16 protein-coding genes are annotated in these 17784 nt (G+C 41.8%); 5 read left to right on the top strand and 11 right to left on the bottom strand.

The features are described from left to right. Positions 1-215: 215 nt before the first annotated feature. Complete coding sequence (locus QZU58_RS01415) at positions 216-674, bottom strand: isoamylase early set domain-containing protein (protein WP_294494086.1); 459 nt, start codon at positions 672-674, stop codon at positions 216-218. A 300-nt stretch (positions 675-974) separates the two neighbouring features. Further along, positions 975-1601, bottom strand: coding sequence for a MutH/Sau3AI family endonuclease (locus QZU58_RS01410; protein ID WP_294459781.1), 627 nt, complete (start codon positions 1599-1601; stop codon positions 975-977). 176 nt (positions 1602-1777) lie between these two features. Between QZU58_RS01410 and rppH the strand changes: the two genes are divergently transcribed. The 5 genes from rppH (at position 1778) to srmB (ending at position 7105) form a co-directional block, all read left to right on the top strand. Further along, on the top strand, positions 1778-2368 hold the full coding sequence (gene rppH / locus QZU58_RS01405; RefSeq protein WP_294494084.1) for an RNA pyrophosphohydrolase: 591 nt from the start codon (positions 1778-1780) through the stop codon (positions 2366-2368). Further along, positions 2368-4611, top strand: a complete 2244-nt coding sequence (ptsP, locus tag QZU58_RS01400; RefSeq protein WP_294494082.1) for a phosphoenolpyruvate--protein phosphotransferase — start codon at positions 2368-2370, stop codon at positions 4609-4611. The genes rppH and ptsP overlap by 1 nt, the downstream gene beginning before the upstream one ends. Before the next feature lie 61 nt (positions 4612-4672). Then, a complete protein-coding gene (gene thyA, locus QZU58_RS01395; protein WP_294459775.1) occupies positions 4673-5467 on the top strand; it encodes a thymidylate synthase in 795 nt (264 codons plus the stop codon). Positions 5468-5480: 13 nt separating this feature from the next. Further along, positions 5481-5753 carry a succinate dehydrogenase assembly factor 2 gene (locus tag QZU58_RS01390; protein WP_294459772.1) on the top strand — a complete coding sequence of 91 codons (273 nt, stop codon included), beginning with the start codon at positions 5481-5483 and terminating at the stop codon, positions 5751-5753. A gap of 2 nt (positions 5754-5755) precedes the next feature. Then, positions 5756-7105 (top strand): ATP-dependent RNA helicase SrmB, encoded by a 1350-nt coding sequence (gene srmB / locus QZU58_RS01385; protein ID WP_294459769.1) that lies wholly within the window; start codon positions 5756-5758, stop codon positions 7103-7105. Between the two features lie 154 nt (positions 7106-7259). On the opposite strand, the gene QZU58_RS01380 is transcribed toward srmB, so the two are convergent. The 9 genes from QZU58_RS01380 to ssb form a co-directional block, all read right to left on the bottom strand. Beyond that, positions 7260-7970, bottom strand: coding sequence for a hypothetical protein (locus QZU58_RS01380; RefSeq protein WP_294459767.1), 711 nt, complete (start codon positions 7968-7970; stop codon positions 7260-7262). Between the two features lie 195 nt (positions 7971-8165). Next, the gene (glgA, locus tag QZU58_RS01375) at positions 8166-9623 is read right to left on the bottom strand and encodes a glycogen synthase GlgA (RefSeq protein WP_294459765.1); all 1458 of its coding nucleotides are present in this window, start codon (positions 9621-9623) and stop codon (positions 8166-8168) included. Between the two features lie 2 nt (positions 9624-9625). Beyond that, the gene (gene glgC, locus QZU58_RS01370) at positions 9626-10843 is read right to left on the bottom strand and encodes a glucose-1-phosphate adenylyltransferase (protein WP_294459762.1); all 1218 of its coding nucleotides are present in this window, start codon (positions 10841-10843) and stop codon (positions 9626-9628) included. A gap of 233 nt (positions 10844-11076) precedes the next feature. Continuing rightward, complete coding sequence (locus tag QZU58_RS01365; RefSeq protein WP_294459759.1) at positions 11077-11316, bottom strand: DNA gyrase inhibitor YacG; 240 nt, start codon at positions 11314-11316, stop codon at positions 11077-11079. Further along, on the bottom strand, positions 11309-11929 hold the full coding sequence (gene coaE / locus QZU58_RS01360; protein ID WP_294494080.1) for a dephospho-CoA kinase: 621 nt from the start codon (positions 11927-11929) through the stop codon (positions 11309-11311). Before coaE ends, QZU58_RS01365 begins: the two co-directional genes overlap by 8 nt. A 26-nt stretch (positions 11930-11955) precedes the next feature. Beyond that, complete coding sequence (gene rsmA, locus QZU58_RS01355) at positions 11956-12774, bottom strand: 16S rRNA (adenine(1518)-N(6)/adenine(1519)-N(6))-dimethyltransferase RsmA (protein ID WP_294494078.1); 819 nt, start codon at positions 12772-12774, stop codon at positions 11956-11958. Between the two features lie 48 nt (positions 12775-12822). Beyond that, positions 12823-14124, bottom strand: coding sequence for a peptidylprolyl isomerase (locus QZU58_RS01350; RefSeq protein WP_294494075.1), 1302 nt, complete (start codon positions 14122-14124; stop codon positions 12823-12825). A gap of 9 nt (positions 14125-14133) precedes the next feature. Next, positions 14134-16503: an LPS assembly protein LptD gene (gene lptD, locus QZU58_RS01345; protein ID WP_294459752.1), complete on the bottom strand. Its 2370-nt coding sequence runs from the start codon at positions 16501-16503 to the stop codon at positions 14134-14136. A 157-nt stretch (positions 16504-16660) separates the two neighbouring features. Then, entirely contained in the window at positions 16661-17410 is a 750-nt protein-coding gene (ssb, locus tag QZU58_RS01340) for a single-stranded DNA-binding protein (protein ID WP_294459751.1), read from the bottom strand. Positions 17411-17784 lie beyond the last annotated feature (374 nt).

Genomic DNA, 17784 nt, shown 5'->3' with positions numbered 1-17784 from the left:
TCCTTGAGAGATTAGGATACAGCGGGCAGATGAAAATAAATTAAAAAAATTTTGTAGATTTCGATAATTTTAACAGATATTCATCAGCCTACTTTCAGGTGAGTAACTGTACATTACGGTTATGCACATCTGTGGATAACTGTGTGACAGATAAAAACAAGCCCTCGGTCAGAGGGCTTATTGGAAGGGAGTGTAGGTCAAAAGTACTGATTACATTACTTTTTCTTTGCTGCAGCTGTTTTGGTTGTTTTTGCTGCTTTGGCTGCAGGCTTTACTGCCTTAGGCTTAGCTGCTTTTGCCTTGGTTTCAGCTGCTGGCTTGGCCTTAGATTCGGTAGTAAGTTCGGCAGATGGTTCAGGAATGGTAAATGCTGAGTTATCACCATTGAACGGATTAGGTATATAGAGCTCTGCTTCCCAGTCATTGTCGTATTTTTCTGAATTATCAGGCATGATGTACTGATATCTGTACTGGTAAGTTTTCTTCAGATTTTCATCCTTATTGATATCTACTGTTACACTGAAGGTACCATTCTTGTTCTTGGTCATTGCGACAGGATCCCAAGAGTTGTGGTCGCATAACAGGTTGATTTCGTTTGCTCCCTGAGCGGCTTCTACAGATATTTTAAAGGTTACCTTATATTTATCTTTAAATTCTTTTACGGTAGTGCTCATTAAAATTTCTCCTAATTTCAAAAATACACAATTTAATATCAGCTATTATTATTAGATTTTATATTTCACATGGCTGATTATAATTATAAAGATAAATAATAATAGAAAAATTGTATATCATTTATTTTTAAAAGTATGATTAATGCTAATAAATTGAAGTTTAAATGTTAAAATACATCAATAAAACCCGCTAAATATTTATTAAATTATCAGTATTATTTATTTTTCATACCGTATAAGAAATATAACTGTTTAATAAAGGTTTACTAAACCGCATCAATAGTTATTTTTATTATGTATTTATGATAAATCAAACAAGAAATTATTGATTATTTCGGACGTAAATTTTTTTCTCAGATAGAATCCGTACTGATAATTGTTTTTATTTCCTCCACACGGAGCAAGAAGCACGTTTTCACCTATGTCGGAGGATATTTTATCGATGCCGTTTACGGTCACGAATTCCATTATTTCCTCCCATTCATTACGCAGAATGCCGTATTGACGTTCGTCAGGTCTCCATAGAAATGCGGTTCCAAAGTGTCTTTCATGTAATGAGATTGAGGTGTCTCCCTCAACCGGCAGCCACAGAACCTGTTTAATTTTGTTATAAAAGTTTGAGTTTTCAAAGGTTTGGTTGCGGATGTGTCTGTGTTCAAGAATGCATACGTGCGTATTTTGGGCCGGCCTGCAGTTTTTCAGAATCGGGATTGTCTTCAGTTCAACGTTTAGGTTTATAAAATCCTGAACGGGTTTTGCACCTGCGGTTGCTCCCAGGGCAATCTCAGCAAGCTGACCGACAAACCCCTTGGCGTATCTTGAATTGTTAGGGAGTGGGATGCGAAGCATGGATGCAAGCTCTCCAACGGTAATCCCGTTAAGAGCCTGAGCTCTGGTCATTAGTTCTTCCATGCTTAAGGGGAACATATTAAATCCTTTCTGGTATAAGGTTTGGACCTGACTGATATGAATTGGAATTAATTATATACAATTTTATTTGCCTGTATTCATTCCGCAAAAACAGAGGTTAAAGATATGTGATGTCCTGTATATGTGTTAGAATGAAAGGAGCATCGGATGTCATTGTATTTTGAGGTGTAAAAGTGATTTACGGCGACGGTTTCAGGCCCAATGTCGGCATTGTAATATGCAATCAGCATGGACAGGTTTTGTGGGCTCGCCGTATTGGTCAGAATTCCTGGCAGTTCCCTCAGGGGGGAATAAATGCCGGAGAATCACCGATTCAGGCCATGTATCGTGAACTAAATGAGGAACTGGGCCTTGTCAAAAGTGATGTTACCATTCTGCAGATTTCGAAAACATGGCATAAATATCAGCTCCCTCAGCGTCTGGTAAGATGGAACGAAAGACCTGTGTGTCTCGGGCAGCGTCAGAAATGGTTTCTGCTTCGTCTGTGTGACCATGCCGAAGACAAAATCAAATTTAATTTATCAGGCGTACCCGAATTTGATAACTGGCGCTGGGTGAGTTACTGGTACCCTGTCAGACAGGTTATTTCATTCAAACGGGACGTGTACAGGAAAATTCTAAAGGAATTTTCCGAGTCGGCTCTTTTTGCTCAGGAAAGGACAGATGGTGAACTTCTGTCGTCGGACGATCCGGGTAAGGCTTTCGGAAAGAAGAACTGGAAAGGCAGGCAGGTTCAGCAACGCCACAACGTAAGGAGAAAATAATGCTTACAAAATTAAGAACGATTGTTGAAGCTTTTTTGAATGAGAAAGATTTGAATAAAGCCCTGAAGCTGGTGGTTGTCAGAACCCGCGAAGCACTTGGCGTTGATTGTTGCTCCATCTATATGGCTGATCATACAAGAGGCCGTTTCAGACTTGTGGCGACGGACGGGCTGAATAACGATTCTGAAGGTAAGGTAACCCTGCGTTTCGGCGAAGGACTGGTAGGGCTTGTAGGAAAGAAGAATACCATACTTAATCTTGCGAATGCGCAGGAGCATCCTAATTTCAAATATATCCCTGAAATCGGCGAGGAAGAATTTAAGTCATTTCTTGGGGTTCCGATTAATTACAACGATTTAAATCTTGGTGTACTGATAATTCAACAGAAGGATTCCAGACAGTTTGATGAAATTGAAGAATCATTTCTTGTGTCACTGTCAGCGCATCTGTCATCAACCATGTATATTGCTGGTCAGAAGGCTGATGTTGCAAATAATTCGGAACCGGTTAAATGTACGTTCGGTTCAGGCGGCATAGCCATAGCCCGTGGCTGGGTATGGCAGCCTCATATGGAACTGGAGCAGGTTCTTCTGAAAAAGAATAATGATCGTGAAACTCAGGTTGAGCTGTTTCATCAGGCTCTTTTCCAGTTACAGCTTGACATCGATTCCTTGACACTGAAGGTTAACGATAATCTGAAGAATGGTGACATGTCCAATGTGTTTGATTCATATCAGGACATCATCGAAGACAGTGATTTCAGCAATAAGATAGATGCCAAGATTTATGATGAGGGGTGGTCAGCATCATCAGCCGTAAAACTTATTGCGGAGGAGATGATATCCGACTGCAATGCTCAGAACAAAAAGGAACTTTCTCTTGCCATACGTGATTTATCACAGAGACTGTTGTCCAGACTTGCTCACAGCTATCTGGAGGAATTTGCCTTTTCAGAGCCTGTTATTTTGTTGGCGGAAGAAATAACGGCAGCATTGATTGCCGAACTTCCACGCGAAAGAATTGCCGGGATTATTTCACTTAAAGGCAGTGCAAATTCCATAGCTGCAATTCTTGCCAAAAACATGAATATCCCGACCCTCATGGGTGTTGATCTGCCTTTGTCAAAGCTGGACAGACACCTTTTCATTCTGGACGGTAACCGTGAGGAGCTCTTTGTGGATCCTCCTGTCGGAGTAATTACCGAATATAGGGGCAACATTCTGAAGGATGAAGAAAATACCAGACTTTTTACCGCTGAGCAGAACGAGCCGGCAGTAACTTCAGACGGGGTCAAGATCAATGTCGAACTGAATGCGGGATTAAATTTTGATAAGGAATCCGAGGCCGTACTGTCCATGATTGACGGTGTAGGTCTTTATCGAACTGAAGTTGAATTCATGATGCACAATACGTTCCCGACTGAACTTGAAGAATGCATCCACTATGAAGAATTTCTCAAGAGTTTTGCCTCAACCAGAGTCAGAATGAGAACTATGGATGTAGGCGGTGACAAGCCTCTCCCGTATATGCCTTTTCATGAAGCTAATCCTTTCCTCGGCTGGCGCGGTATCCGCATAAGCCTGGATAAGCCGGATCTTCTTCGTACTCAGTTCAGGGCAATGCTTAAGGCAAACAGAAAATATGAGAACCTGGAAATCATGCTGCCAATGATCTCCAGTCTTGAGGAAGTAATCAGAAGTAAGGAAATCCTGGATCAGGCATATAAGGAAATCTGTGAGGAATACAGCTCAGTTGTTGCATATCCAAAACTCGGAGCCATGATTGAGGTTCCTGCGACAATGTTTCTTTTAGAGGATCTGGCTGAGCATCTGGATTTCTTCTCCATCGGCAGTAACGACCTCACCCAGTACACTCTGGCCGTAGACAGAAACAATCCGTATGTATCAAAGCTTTATGATTGTTTTAATCCGGCGATGGTGAGAGTATTGTGGCGATTGTATCGCATATGCGTTCAGGAATTGAACCGACCTCTGGCAATGTGCGGTGAAATGGCCGGTGATCCTCTCGGAGCCATACTGCTGATTTCAATGGGGTATCGTGAATTAAGCATGAACTACACTGAGATAGCCAGAATAAAGTATATTCTCCGCAGAGTTGATACGACGGAGCTTTCTGAAATATTCAAAAAGGCCATTAAGCTGTCTGATACTGCTGCGATAAGGGAAATGTACGTGAACTATCTCAGGGATAAGGGACTTGCTGACATCCTGAATATTAAATAATTAAGTTTTTTTAGAATAGAAATGCAGTCACGGTGACTGCATTTCATTAAGGGTTTTTCGGATGAAAAAGTATTTAGATTTATTGCAGCATATACTTGATAACGGAACTGTAAAAACGGACAGAACCGGTACAGGCACAAAATCTGTATTTGGTTATCAGATGCGTTTCAACATGCAGGAAGGCTTCCCTCTCCTTACAACGAAAAAGTGTCACACAAGATCCATAATACATGAACTTCTGTGGTTTCTTAATGGAGATACAAACATAAAGTATCTTCATGACAACAAGGTAACGATATGGGATGAGTGGGCTGACGAAAACGGCGATTTGGGACCGGTATACGGTTATCAGTGGCGTTCATGGCCTACTCCGGACGGCAGACACATTGATCAGATTTCCAATGTTATTCGTCAGATAAAGAATACTCCTGACAGCAGACGTATGATTGTATCAGCATGGAATGTATCATGTATCGATGAAATGAAACTTCCGCCGTGTCACGCTCTTTTCCAGTTCTATGTGGCTGATGGAAAATTGAGTCTTCAGCTTTATCAGCGCAGCTGTGATACATTCCTCGGACTGCCTTTTAATATCGCAAGTTACTCAATGCTTCTTCACATGGTTGCCCAACAGTGTGATCTGATTCCTTATGAGTTTATATGGACGGGCGGTGACGTTCATTTGTACCTTAATCATTTTGAACAGGCGAAAGAACAGCTTTCCAGAGAGCCTAGAGCTTTACCGACTTTAAGATTCGCCAGAAAACCAGATTCAATTTTTGATTATAAGTTTGAAGATTTTATTATTGAGGGATACGATCCGCATCCTGTAATAAAAGCTCCAATTGCTGTATAGCGGGGGTTATGAGATGAAAACAGAATCTCAATGGGACTCCTTAAAATGGAAATCCCGTCGTGGCATGAAGGAACTTGATTTGATGCTTGAACCATATGTAAATGAGTATCTTCCCAAGGCTTCAGATCAGGAATTTGATGAATACAATTCCTTTCTTGACTGTACGGATCTGGAACTGGTTCGTTATCTGTTAAGAAGACAGAAGCCTGTTGATCCGCTGATTATAAAGGTGGTAGATTCCATCATTGCTTATCATGAAAAGTTATTAAAGGGAAATGTGGATTAAAGATGGAATTTTCTGAATTAGAGTTGGATGACAGATTACTTAAAGTCGTGGATGAACAGGGGTTTCGCAGGCCTACCATCGTGCAGCAGGAAGTTATTCCGAATGCGCTGTCCGGGTTCGATATTCTTGCCGACGCACCAACCGGTACGGGCAAGACCGCAGCCTATGTTCTGCCTTGTCTGCAGCATATTATTGATTTTTCCAATAAAAAGCACAGTCTCAGCCGTATTCTGGTTTTGACTCCAACCCGTGAACTGGCTTTACAGGTACATGAACAGGTTAAGCTTTTCAGCAAGTATCTTCCGCGGGTAACGTCTTGTACTGTTATCGGCGGGGTTGATCATGAGGAACAGCTTCCGGATCTGAGCCAGAGAACCGACATCGTAATTGCCACCCCGGGGCGACTGCTTGAATATCTTAAGAAAAAGATGTTTGACATTAAGGGGGTTGAGATTCTGGTTCTTGATGAAGCGGACAGAATGCTGGACATGGGCTTTTATGATGATGTTGTAAGCATTTCCAAATCAGCCAGCAGAAGAGAGCAGACATTCCTTTTTTCTGCCACTCTTGAAGGTAGTCTTTTATCAAAATTTGCTAATGAGGTATTGCAGAATCCGGTTGAAATCCATGTTGATTCACCACGTTCAGAGAAGAAAAAGATCGTCCAGTACAAGATATTTGCTGACAGTCTTGAACACAAGTTACAGTTACTTAAGAACCTTCTTCAGAATGAAAAGATAACCAAGCCGATTGTTTTTGTAAAAACTCGTGAGCGTTTGCAGGAATTGGTACAGGAGCTTGATAAGGCCGGTATAAAGTTTGCCTATATCCGAGGCGAGATGGAACAGAGCAAACGTATTGCTTCACTGGAAAGATTTACATCCAATGAGGTGCATATTCTGCTGGCAACTGACGTGGCAGCAAGAGGCATTGATGTTTCAGATATTTCTCATGTAATAAATTTTGACATGCCAAGAAGTGCAGATATATATGTTCATCGTATAGGACGCACTGCAAGAGCAGGCAGAAAGGGAGTGGCTATTAATCTTGTTGAAGCACATGATGTTCCTATGTTGGGAAAGATTGAAAGATACACCGGAGAGAAGATAACCCTGAGGGTAATCGAGGGGTTGAAGGCTCAGAATAAGATGGCTGACTTTACCAAAAAGAAGAAGAAAAATGATCAGGTCAAGGACGATAAGATCGAGGGTAAGGAAAAGCACGTCAAAAAGAGAGAAAGAGACCAGAAAAACAAGGGAAAACCTGACTTTCTTGAAAAGAAGCGCAGAAAGCTTCTGAGTCAGGGGCTTAGTCCTGAGGAGGTCGAAGCCAGACTGAGTGTTAAATCATAGGGATATTCCGGTTCAGTCGGCATTAGTTATTGTAAAAAAATCCGTTACGGCATGATATACAATCCTGTTTAGGAGTAATCAGAGTAACGGATTTTTTAATTAAGGGCTGTATTATACGGGGAATGCTCCCCTGTATAAGCTGATTGGATTAGTATTATTCATCTTCATCGTAGCTAGTTTCTTTGCGGTACCTGTGGTACATCAGAACAGTAACTCCTGATACATAGAATGATAGGTATACTGCCACGGCAAGAAAAATAATCATAAGTATCAGCAAAGTGGACAGCATGGTGCCGTGCTGTATTCCTATGGCCGGGAGTATTAAAACATATGAGAACAGTACGGCCATAACAAACATGAGTCCCATGATCCATGCTATGAGTTGCCCGAATAACAGAAATGGTTTTTGGGCTAACAGGTTAAGGCTGTCGAACACTGCATAAAGAGCCATCTGGTTTTTTTGGTTGCAGATAAGGAGACAGTGAATGATCACGATTCCCCAAATAATCAGAAAACACAGCAGGGCAAAAAATTCATAAATTATGAGAGGACTGTTTCCGTTATTGGTGAGGCTGTATATGATGTACAGGCAGGCAAGAAGCGGCAGAAAAGACAAAATAATAAAGGACTTGATTTTGACCTTTATGTTTACGTAAACCTGGGACATAATTTCCGTGAATGAGAGATTATCACCGGTAATTTCATTTATCACCATCAGCATGATCATGCACAGAAAAATAGGTATGGTTACGAACCCAATGATAAACAGCGGGAGTGATAACATTATGCCGAATGAACACATCAGTACCTTAAAAAGGAGCGCAGGGTGATACAAAAGAAAGCTTATTCCCTGAAATGGTGACATAAAGGCGGTTCTTAAGTCTATATTTCTGGGGCTATTGAGTTGATTAATAAAGTTCATTGTTGCCGTGAAATTGGATTAAAAAGAAGTAGAATGTTTGTTTAACGGTTTATTTTTAACCTGTACATTATACTTGATAGATGGAAAATCGCTACAGAATAAAGCTTAATATTCAGGGAATGACGGCTTTCGTTAATTTCAGAATGTCCTGGAGGTTAGTGCACTCTTGTACATTTCTTCATATTCCTCAGCTGATTCAGACCAGTTATACCTTACGTTCATGGCATTTCTTCTGACACGGAGAAATTCAATATGTTCCTGCAGATAAAAAAGCAGAGCACGTCTGATGCAGTTAAGAAAAGCCTGAGGTTCAGCTTCCTTGAAAATAAAACCGGTACCTTCAAGCGGGTTATCGTCGTAGCATATGACTGTGTCCTTAAGACCTCCAACAGCTCTCACTATAGGAAGTGTTCCATATGCCAGACTGTACATCTGATTGAGCCCGCAAGGCTCATAAATTGACGGCATAAGGAAGAAATCAGAGCCTGCTTCAACAAGATGAGCCAGCTTGTTGTCATAGACACTCTTAAAAACAAAACGATCAGAGTATTTTGAAGTGTATTGGTGGAGAATTTCTTCCAGTTCCGGAGCTCCGGTTCCGACAATTATAAGCTGAATCTGATGCTGAAGCATGTCATCAAGAACCGGGATGAGCAGGTTTATTCCCTTTTGATCAGTGAGACGGCAAACCATTCCGAAAATAGGTCTGTTGCACACCGGAAGCTCTGTATATTCCTGAAGCAGGAATTTACAGAGACTTTTATCAACAAGAGTATCCGCACTGAAATTGAAAGGAATGTTTTTATCGATGGAAGGATCCCAGTCTGAATAATCACACCCGTTAACAATGCCGCACAGATCGTTGATTCGAGCCATGTAATTCTGGGACATGCCGTGGCCGCCGAGAAAGGTTGTAAGCTCTTCCGCATAGCTCGGGCTTACGGCATTGATTTTGTCGGCGTAGAAAACCCCGCATTTTAAGAAATTGATATTGTTGTATCCCTGCGTGATTGTTTCATTGTTCGTTTGTGATATTTCCGGGAGCATCCATAACTGACTTCGTTCAAAGACGCCCTGGAAGGCCCCGTTGTGGATGGTTATGACTGAGTGGGTATTTTTAAAAAAAGGTGAGTTCTGGTATTTTAGTGCCAGAATCATGGGCGTAAGTGCCGTGTGCCAATCATTACAGTGAACAATATCCGGAGCAAACTTAAGGTATTCAGTAGCCAATAATGCCGCAGCTGAAAAAAAGGCGAACCGCTCTCCGTTATCGTAATATGACTGGTTGTTTTCGGCGTATATACTGTTTCTTGCAAAGTAGTGTTCGTTTTCAATAAGCCATACGGTAACGCAGTCTGCCAGTTTGGCCTGACGTACTTTGAATTCTATACTGGCACTGTTTTGCTGATTGGTGAGGCTTAAATCAGCAATTACCGGATAATCAAAATAGTTAGGTATTCTATTGTAACAAGGTACCATGATGCGTACATCATGGTTGCGTTTGAAAAGTTCCACCGGGAGAGCTTTGGCTACATCGGCCAATCCTCCTGTTTTAACAAAATCGCAAAGCTCAGAAGTTAAGAATAGAACTTTCATGATTAATAACCGATTCTTGCACCTTTCGGAATGACAACGACCCCGCCGTCGGAAACGGTAAAGAAACTGCGGTCGTGTTCTGGATCTTCGCCTATTACAACACCGGGTGCTATGGTTACATGCTTATCTATAATTGCCTTTTTTATCCTGCAGTTGCTTCCTATTGTTACGTCTCCGAGCAGAACAGAGTCTGATATTTCTGCATTTTCCTCTATGCGGCAGTTAAACCCCACAATGCTGTGAGTTACGGTGGCTCCGACTATTTCAGAACCTGCGGAAATCATGCTTTGGGAAATGGAACACTGCCTGTTTACTGTATTTATAAAGTTGGCAGGAGGCAGAGGAGGATAGTTCGTATGCAATGGCCAGGATGGATTGTGGAGGATGAAACTAGGTTCTTCCGAAATCAGATCCATGTTTGTCTGCCAGTAGGTATCAATGCTTCCGACATCTCGCCAGTATCCCATGTTTGTTTCATTGGGAATGTAGTTATTAAGGAAATTGTATACGTATACTGGGCGTTTAGGATAAATGCTCGGGATAACGTCACACCCGAAATCGTGAGTTGAGTTTTGATTTACGGAGTCGAGTGCAAGCTCTTCATAGAGAGTGTTTGCTTCAAATATATAGTTTCCCATGGAAACAAGAGCATACTCAGGATCTCCGGGAATAGGCTGCGGATTCTTTGGTTTTTCCTCAAAACCTATCATTCTCCAGTCACTGTCCACCTGTATTACGCCAAAGCTTCTGGCCTGTTTGATTGGAACCTTGATGGCTGATACCGTCAGATCTGCCTTTTTATTCTTGTGGTACTCAAGCATCTGCCTGATGTCCATCTTGTATACATGATCGCTGCCGAATACGCAGATCTGATCCGGAGAGTTGTATCTGATAAAGCTCAGATTCTGGAAGATGGCATCTGCCGTACCGTCATACCATCGTTTCCCCATTCTCATCTGTGCTGGAATCGGGTCAATAAAACATCCCGGAATGCCGTTAACCGTCCATCCTTTTTTCATGTGCATGTAGAGAGACTGGCTCTTGAACTGTGTTAGAACAAAGATCCTTATGATGTCTGAATTGACGAAGTTATTCAGAACAAAATCGATAAGTCTGTAACTTCCCGCGAACGGGACAGCCGGCTTGGAACGGGTTACAGTCAGAGGTTGCAGCCTGGTTCCTTCACCGCCAGCCAAAATCATTGCCAAGACTCCAGCCATAGTCAATCCTTAATAAAAATCTACAAGACCTTGTTTGATTATACATAGTCGGCTTATTGGAATGAGTATATCGTTGTTCGTTTTTTGATATGGTATGTATTAATAATTCAAAAAAAAGATCAATATTAAAAATTTTTTAAAATTTTCATAAGGTAGGGATAAATCGGAAAGCGTAAGCTCAGCGTTAAACCATGTTACGCTTTAATGAACGGAGATTAAGGTTGATAATCGGTTCAGCCTGAATAATTTTCAGGATTCTCTTTCATCTGTTTAAGCAGAGCCTCTTCGATTTCCATGGCAGTGGTCTCATCCTCCATATCCTCAGGTGTGATGGGGGAACTTATGTGGTACTTGCCTGAGGCCCAGCCGCCGAGGTCGATTGTTTTGCATCTTTCAGAGCAGAACGGTCTGTATTTGTTTTCCGGACACCATTCTGTTTCTTTGCTGCAGATAGGGCATTTTATTTTAGTCATGTGCGTTATCCTGTTTTATTAACGTCAGATAATGAGTATGCAGTTCATGAATCTTTTGTTTCAGTTCGTCGAGGGTCGGGTAATTTGAAATCACGACGTCATCACTGGATTTTATTTTTATCTCACGCGGGAGCTGATGAGCTACCATGGCCTTTGCTATTTCATATGAGCATCCGTCTCTTTCCACCGTTCTCATAATTTGAGTTTCTGGGTCGGCATCCATGCATAAAATACGTGACGGGATATGTTCCAGATGATTTTCAAAAAGCAGAGGGGCTGCTAGAACCACGTAACATCCGGTAGCCTCATCAAGTTCGGACATTATCTGCTCGTGAATCAGCGGATGGAGCGTTTTATTAACAAAGGACAGTTTGTCATCATCAGAAAAAATAATATTTCTTAGAGCCTTTCTGTCCAGTGTTCCGTCGGGATTTAAAATACTCTTTCCGAAATGCTCCGTAAGCTTTTTTAATCCCTTTGTGCCGGGCATTACAACCTTTCTCGCACAGAGATCCGCATCTACCACCGCACATCCGAATTCTTTAAAGAAATTGCATACGGTGGTTTTACCGGAACTGACACCTCCCGTGAGGCCGAGAATCCACTTACTCATGATTTATTACCGGATTTTTATATCTGTTATACAGTTTCGTCTATGTTTTTATCAAGCAGCATGTCAGCAAGACAGCAGTACTGCTGAAGAGTAATGTTCTCTGCTCTGAGCTGCGGGTTTATGCCGAGACTTAACAGTTCCTCGTCTGAAATGAATCCTCTGAGACTGTTGTGGATTGTTTTACGTCTTTGGTTGAAAGCCAGAGCCAGTACCTGCTCAAGTTTTCTGATGTCTTTAACCTCATAAGGTTTTTTGTCATACGGAACAAGACGTACAACTGCACTTGTTACCTTAGGTGCAGGTCTGAAAGCACCAGGTTTAACCTCCATAATCGGTATAACTTTACAGTAATACTGTGTGATCAAGGACAGGCGGCCATATTCTTTTGAATCCGGTGCTGCGGCCAGACGGGTAACAACTTCTTTCTGCAGCATGAAGTGCATGTCTTTAATTACTGATGACTGGGAAAAAAGGTGAATCATCAGAGGAGTGGATATGTTGTATGGTAAATTTCCGAACACTCTTACCGGATTTTCCTTTGTGCCCAGGGTAGAGAAGTCAAACTTCATGGCATCAGCCTCATGAATTTCAAGCTTCGGAGCCAAAAAAGGATTTTCACGCAATCTTTTGGCCAGATCCCTGTCAAGTTCGATAACGTGAAGCTTATTAACCTTTTCGCTAACAGGAGTGGTCAGTGCAGCAAGGCCGGGGCCTATTTCCACGATATTATCGTCTGCCTCCGGGTTTATGGCTCTGACAATGTTGGCTATAACATTCTGGTCCTGTAGAAAGTTTTGACCAAATCTTTTACGGGCTGTATGGCCCTGAGTAACTAAATCATGCATTTACTGTCCGGTTCTCTGTTAAAACTAAAATAATTTTGCGGTTAGAAATCAGTTATCAAAAATTTTTATATATGCGGAATCTCTGAGTTCCCTTTCCCATTTTTCACTTTCTTCCATAATGGAGCGGTTTGACAGGATTTCTCTTGCCTTAATTTTATATGCCTCAATGGAGTCTTTATCAACTTTTCTGTCGATAACTTCAACTATATGCCACCCAAAACTGCTTTTGAACGGTTCACTGATTTCTCCTGGTTCCAGGTTTTTAAGGGCTTCCCTGAATCTCGGGTCGAAAATATCCGGATTAGACCAGTCTATGAGGCCTCCGTTATACGCAGATCCGAAATCTTCAGAGTATTTTCTTGCTTCATCTTCAAATTTGTAGTCACCGTTGATGATTCCGTTTCGTATGTTTTTAAGACGCTTTTCTGCGGCTTCATCATCAAAAATGATATTGGTTGTGAGCAGAATATGTCTTACTTTGACCTGTTCAAGTGGTTGCGGGGTCATTTTGGCTATCTCATAGACTTTTATCAATGACAAACCTCTTTCAGTTTTCATCGGCCCGATGACGTCTCCTGCCTGAGCTCTTGATATGGCCGGCGCTGCATATTCCGGTATTTCGTTTATGGTCAGTTTGCCCAAATCACCTCCATCGATGGCATTGGAGCTTTCTGAATATTTCTGTGCGGCTTTCGCAAAAGGCATTCCTGCCTTGAGTTCCTTGAGAACCATGTTTATCTTTCTGTTGGCCGCATCCGTGGCAGCAGGTGACGGGGTGACCGGAACCAGAATGTTTATAACTGCCAGATGGTAGGTAAGCATGTGTGCTGACTGTTTTTTCAGCACCTGAGCCAGATGGGTAACTTCCTGATCTGATACATGTATGCGGCTTCTTACTTGACTGCGTTTAACTTCATCGATAATGATGTCGTCCCTTATGGTATTTCTGATGGCAAGGTCGGAGAGTCCGGTGCTTCGATATTTTGACATCATCTGTTCCGGTGTCATGCCGTTGTTATCAGCGATCTGTTTGATAGCTCTGTCCAAATCCGTATCACTGATAACGATGTTGTTTTTTGCGGCCATCTGCAGAATCAGACGTTTGGTTATCAGCCGTTCAAGAACATTTTTACGGATAACTTCGTCAGAAGGAAGTTCCTTGTTTGATGCCTTAACTAAATTCTTGTATTTTATGATTTCAGAATTCAGGTCGCTGAAAAGAATTGCCTCATCACCTGCAATGGCAATGGTGCGATCTACCAGATAGTCCTTTGCATAGGCGGTGTTCATGCCAATCAGAAGAAACATGGCAGAGACTGCTGCTGTTTTCCTAAAAATGTTACTTAACATAACAATATCCTATTTATTCAAGTTAACGGCATTGTTAAAAGGAATTAGTTTCGTTTCAGGTGAGAATGAGGTGTTCATCCCTGAGTCAGTAAGTCCTTTTAATTCAAAGAAGATTCCGTACTTGGTTTCTTCTTTTGCGGTTAGTGTATAGTTGTCCGGTTTATTGTATCTTTCTATCTGGAAGCCAACGCTGTAACAGCAGGATTCATATTTCAGAGCCAGTTTCTGATCAATGTTGTGACTGCTTTCCAGGTCGTAATACATTGCTCCGACGGCCTTTATGTCCTCTGTTATAGGGAAATTAAGAGTTCCTCCCAACTGTTTTAAATCCCTGATTTCCCCGTTCATTATTTGGTTGCCATTTCTGAGGTAACGATAGCTTAACTGGGCTTTGAATTCTTCGTACATGCCGTTCAACTGGGCGTTCCAGCTGGAGGTTTCCCCTTTTTCAGTGTTGTATACCATATTACCGTTTGCTGACACGTAATCAAGAAAGTCGAGATTCAGGCCGGCGGCAATAGGTGTTCTGGGGTATGTACTTGAACTGTCATTAGGATAGAATTTAACCTTCTGACTGTGGAAGTCATATCCTTGACCGATGTTGAAGCGCAGTCTTTCCTTCAAGTTATCGTCATACATTCTGTAGGTTATGCCGTAACTTATGCGGTTGGTGTCGGCAATTCTGTCCAGGCCGGCGTATTTACGATATCCGAACAGTGAGTAGTAATCGTAAACCCTGTCTGTAGTGTCATAGATGCCTATGTGATCCTGATTCCTGTATGGGATATACATGTATTGAAGTTCTGGTTCAAGAGTCTGCATGAAGTCCCATGAATTATTTACGAAAGTTGTTTTTCCGTAAAGTTCCGCATTGTAGAGATACCTGTTTACTGAGTCATTCAGAGAAGCTGCAGTAAATCCGTGTTTCATGTATGTTTCATAGAGACTGCTTGGAATATCCTGTCTGTAGTGGGTCATAAACCCGCGTCCGGTGGCTCTTAGCTCAATTCCATTGGAGTTTATGAAAGGTATTTCCAATTCAGGCTGGAAGTGATATCTGTCGCCGGTATAACTCTGATCTTTGAATTCATCCACGCGAAAACGTGAATATTCGAATCCGGTACGATACGTCAGGAACGAAAACGGCGTGTCGTGGTAGTTGATTTCAACTCTCGGGACCAGTTTAAACGGCAGATTTACGATATATTCGTTAGGAACGAGCAGCTGATATTTCTGAATTCTGACGTTTGCGTCGAAGTTGTTCTTGTCAACATAAACACGACCGGACTGAACCAGCTGGTTATCCACAAGCGGCGGAACTCTTGGGTCAAAATCATTAACGTAGTTATAGTCATGATTACGGACTTTGGTAAAATCAACCAGCAGACCATAATCCCTGTCATCGAAGTAGGTCTCGTGCTTTATGTTATAGATCCATCGTTCATCGTAGTTTTTGCGATCCATTCCCGGCTCGCTGTCACTTTGATGATGTCTGTCATGGTTTATGTACTGTCCGTAAAGTGTCCCGTAAGTGTTTCTGAAAGGCAGATATCTGAATTCACCGGTGTTAAGCAGTCCTCTTCTGGTGATGATTTTAGGACTATACGTGAAATCATAGTTGGGTGCAATGTTCCAGTATATCGGGAGCGTAAGCATGCCTCCGTCAGAGGAGGTGTATTCTATGTTTGGATATAGAAGACCTGATTTTCTTTCATTCTTTATCGGAAAATTAAAATACGGCAGATACAGAACTGGTACGTCATGAAATTTGAATACGGTATGATAAGCTTCACCGAAAATTTCGTTCTGATCGATATTTACTTCTGATGAGTGCAGGGACCAGGAGGGCTGATGCTTTGGACAAGTGGTTACCGATGCATTGTACAGTGAAACCGTCTTTCCCTCGTTGTTCAGGACTGCTTTTTCAGTTGATCCCCTAATAACGGAACCGTTGATCTGGTAGGTCGCATTATTCAGTACAGTGTCATTGGTGTTTAAATTAGTGTACAGAGTGGTGTCACTGGTTACGGTTATCTGACCATCTTCGTACATAATGTTTCCGGAGGCTGTCATTTCCTGAGTGTGCTGATTAAATGTCGTGCTGTCGGCTTTTAATTTTTTGTTTCCCTGCACAATCTCAACATCACCGTCGTACTTTATGTTGCTCTTGATATTTGATTCCATACTGTCAGCGGTTATGGATATCGGAATCTTTTTTACGTCAGTAGAGCCGTCCGGGGCGATGTATTCCGGTACGTCACCGTAGCATCTTTTGTCATATTCAGAGACCTGCATTATCGGGGCAGTATCTGCCAGAACTGATGTACATGCCACAATCGAGCTGATGCATAAGGTAAGATTTTTTAAACGATTCAACACTTGAGGAAACCCTGAAAAAATCATGTGCAAAATATTTGGATTATTATAAATAAAAAGGAGTATTTTAACAAATCCACTCACATAAAAGCGGCCGGAGATAGAGTTATCCCGGCCGTATGCATTTAGATGTCAAAAAGTCTTAAAAGTTCTGTTAGCACTAGAACGGAAGCGGATCCTCATTGAATGCCGCATTCATGTCCGGTTCCTTGGCGGTAAAATCTGACTTGGATTCCGGAGCTGAAGCTTTCTCTATGTCAAGATTACCGGGGGCATCAGGCTTTTTTGAAGGGAGAGGAGGAAGTCCAGGAAACTCGTTTGATCCTGCAGACATTCCCTGATTGTATGACGGTTCAGGCATCGGATTCTGCTGCTGAGGAACGTTGTTTACCTGACGGGTGTAGTTGCCGTAACCATTTTGATTTCCTCTGCCTCCGTTCATTCCTGCCATCTGATTCGTTCCGTTGCCGTGGTACTGACCACCCTGTTGAGGTGACGGCATACCGTTATTTCCGTATGGTGCGTTATAGTTATTGCCGGCAGCATATCCGCTGTTGTCCTGATTTTGCGGACGTGCTCCCAACATCTGCAGATCGGTAACCTGAATTTCGGTAATGTATCTGCGCTGACCGTTCTGATCATCGTAGGAACGGGTTCTGATTTTTCCTTCAACGTATACCTGAGATCCCTTGTGCAGGTAGTCTCTTGCAATTTCTGCGAGTCTGCCCCAGAACACAATACGGTGCCATTCTGTACGTTCCTGAATGTTGCCCTGCTGATCCCTGTATGATTCATTGGTTGCCAGACTTGCTGTCGCAACGCTGTTTGAACCACCGTTTAAAATGCGAAAATCCGGTTCTGCAGCCAGATTTCCTACTAAAATTGCTTTATTTACTCCACGTGCGGCCATGATACTTCCTTAATAATCTGAATACTCTGCCTGTCTATCTTGATTAATTCTTTCGTCTTCTTAACTGTTTACTACTTAACTTTTGCCTTTTGAAGTAATTTGTTATTTAAGAAAATTTGTGTATGCGTTTCAAGACAGTCCGATTTTATCATTTTTTTTATCAATGTTCTTGAGCATGTTCAAAATTTTCTGAATCAGGTTAAAGTCTGTTTTAATCCCCTTTACACTAAAATAATTAGTATATCAGTATAAATAATATTATATAGAAAAAATCTAAATAATCAACTAAATACAAAAATGGTTTGGTAACAAACGGGAATGGATACATGAGAGACGTGAGCTAAGTTACAAAAATAATCATTATTTTTGGGCTG

Source organism: uncultured Ruminobacter sp. (assembly GCA_902764345.1).
In the GTDB taxonomy this organism is placed as follows: domain Bacteria; phylum Pseudomonadota; class Gammaproteobacteria; order Enterobacterales; family Succinivibrionaceae; genus Ruminobacter.
Note: the sequence above shows the minus strand (reverse complement) of the source record. Positions and strands in the feature narration are given on the sequence as shown.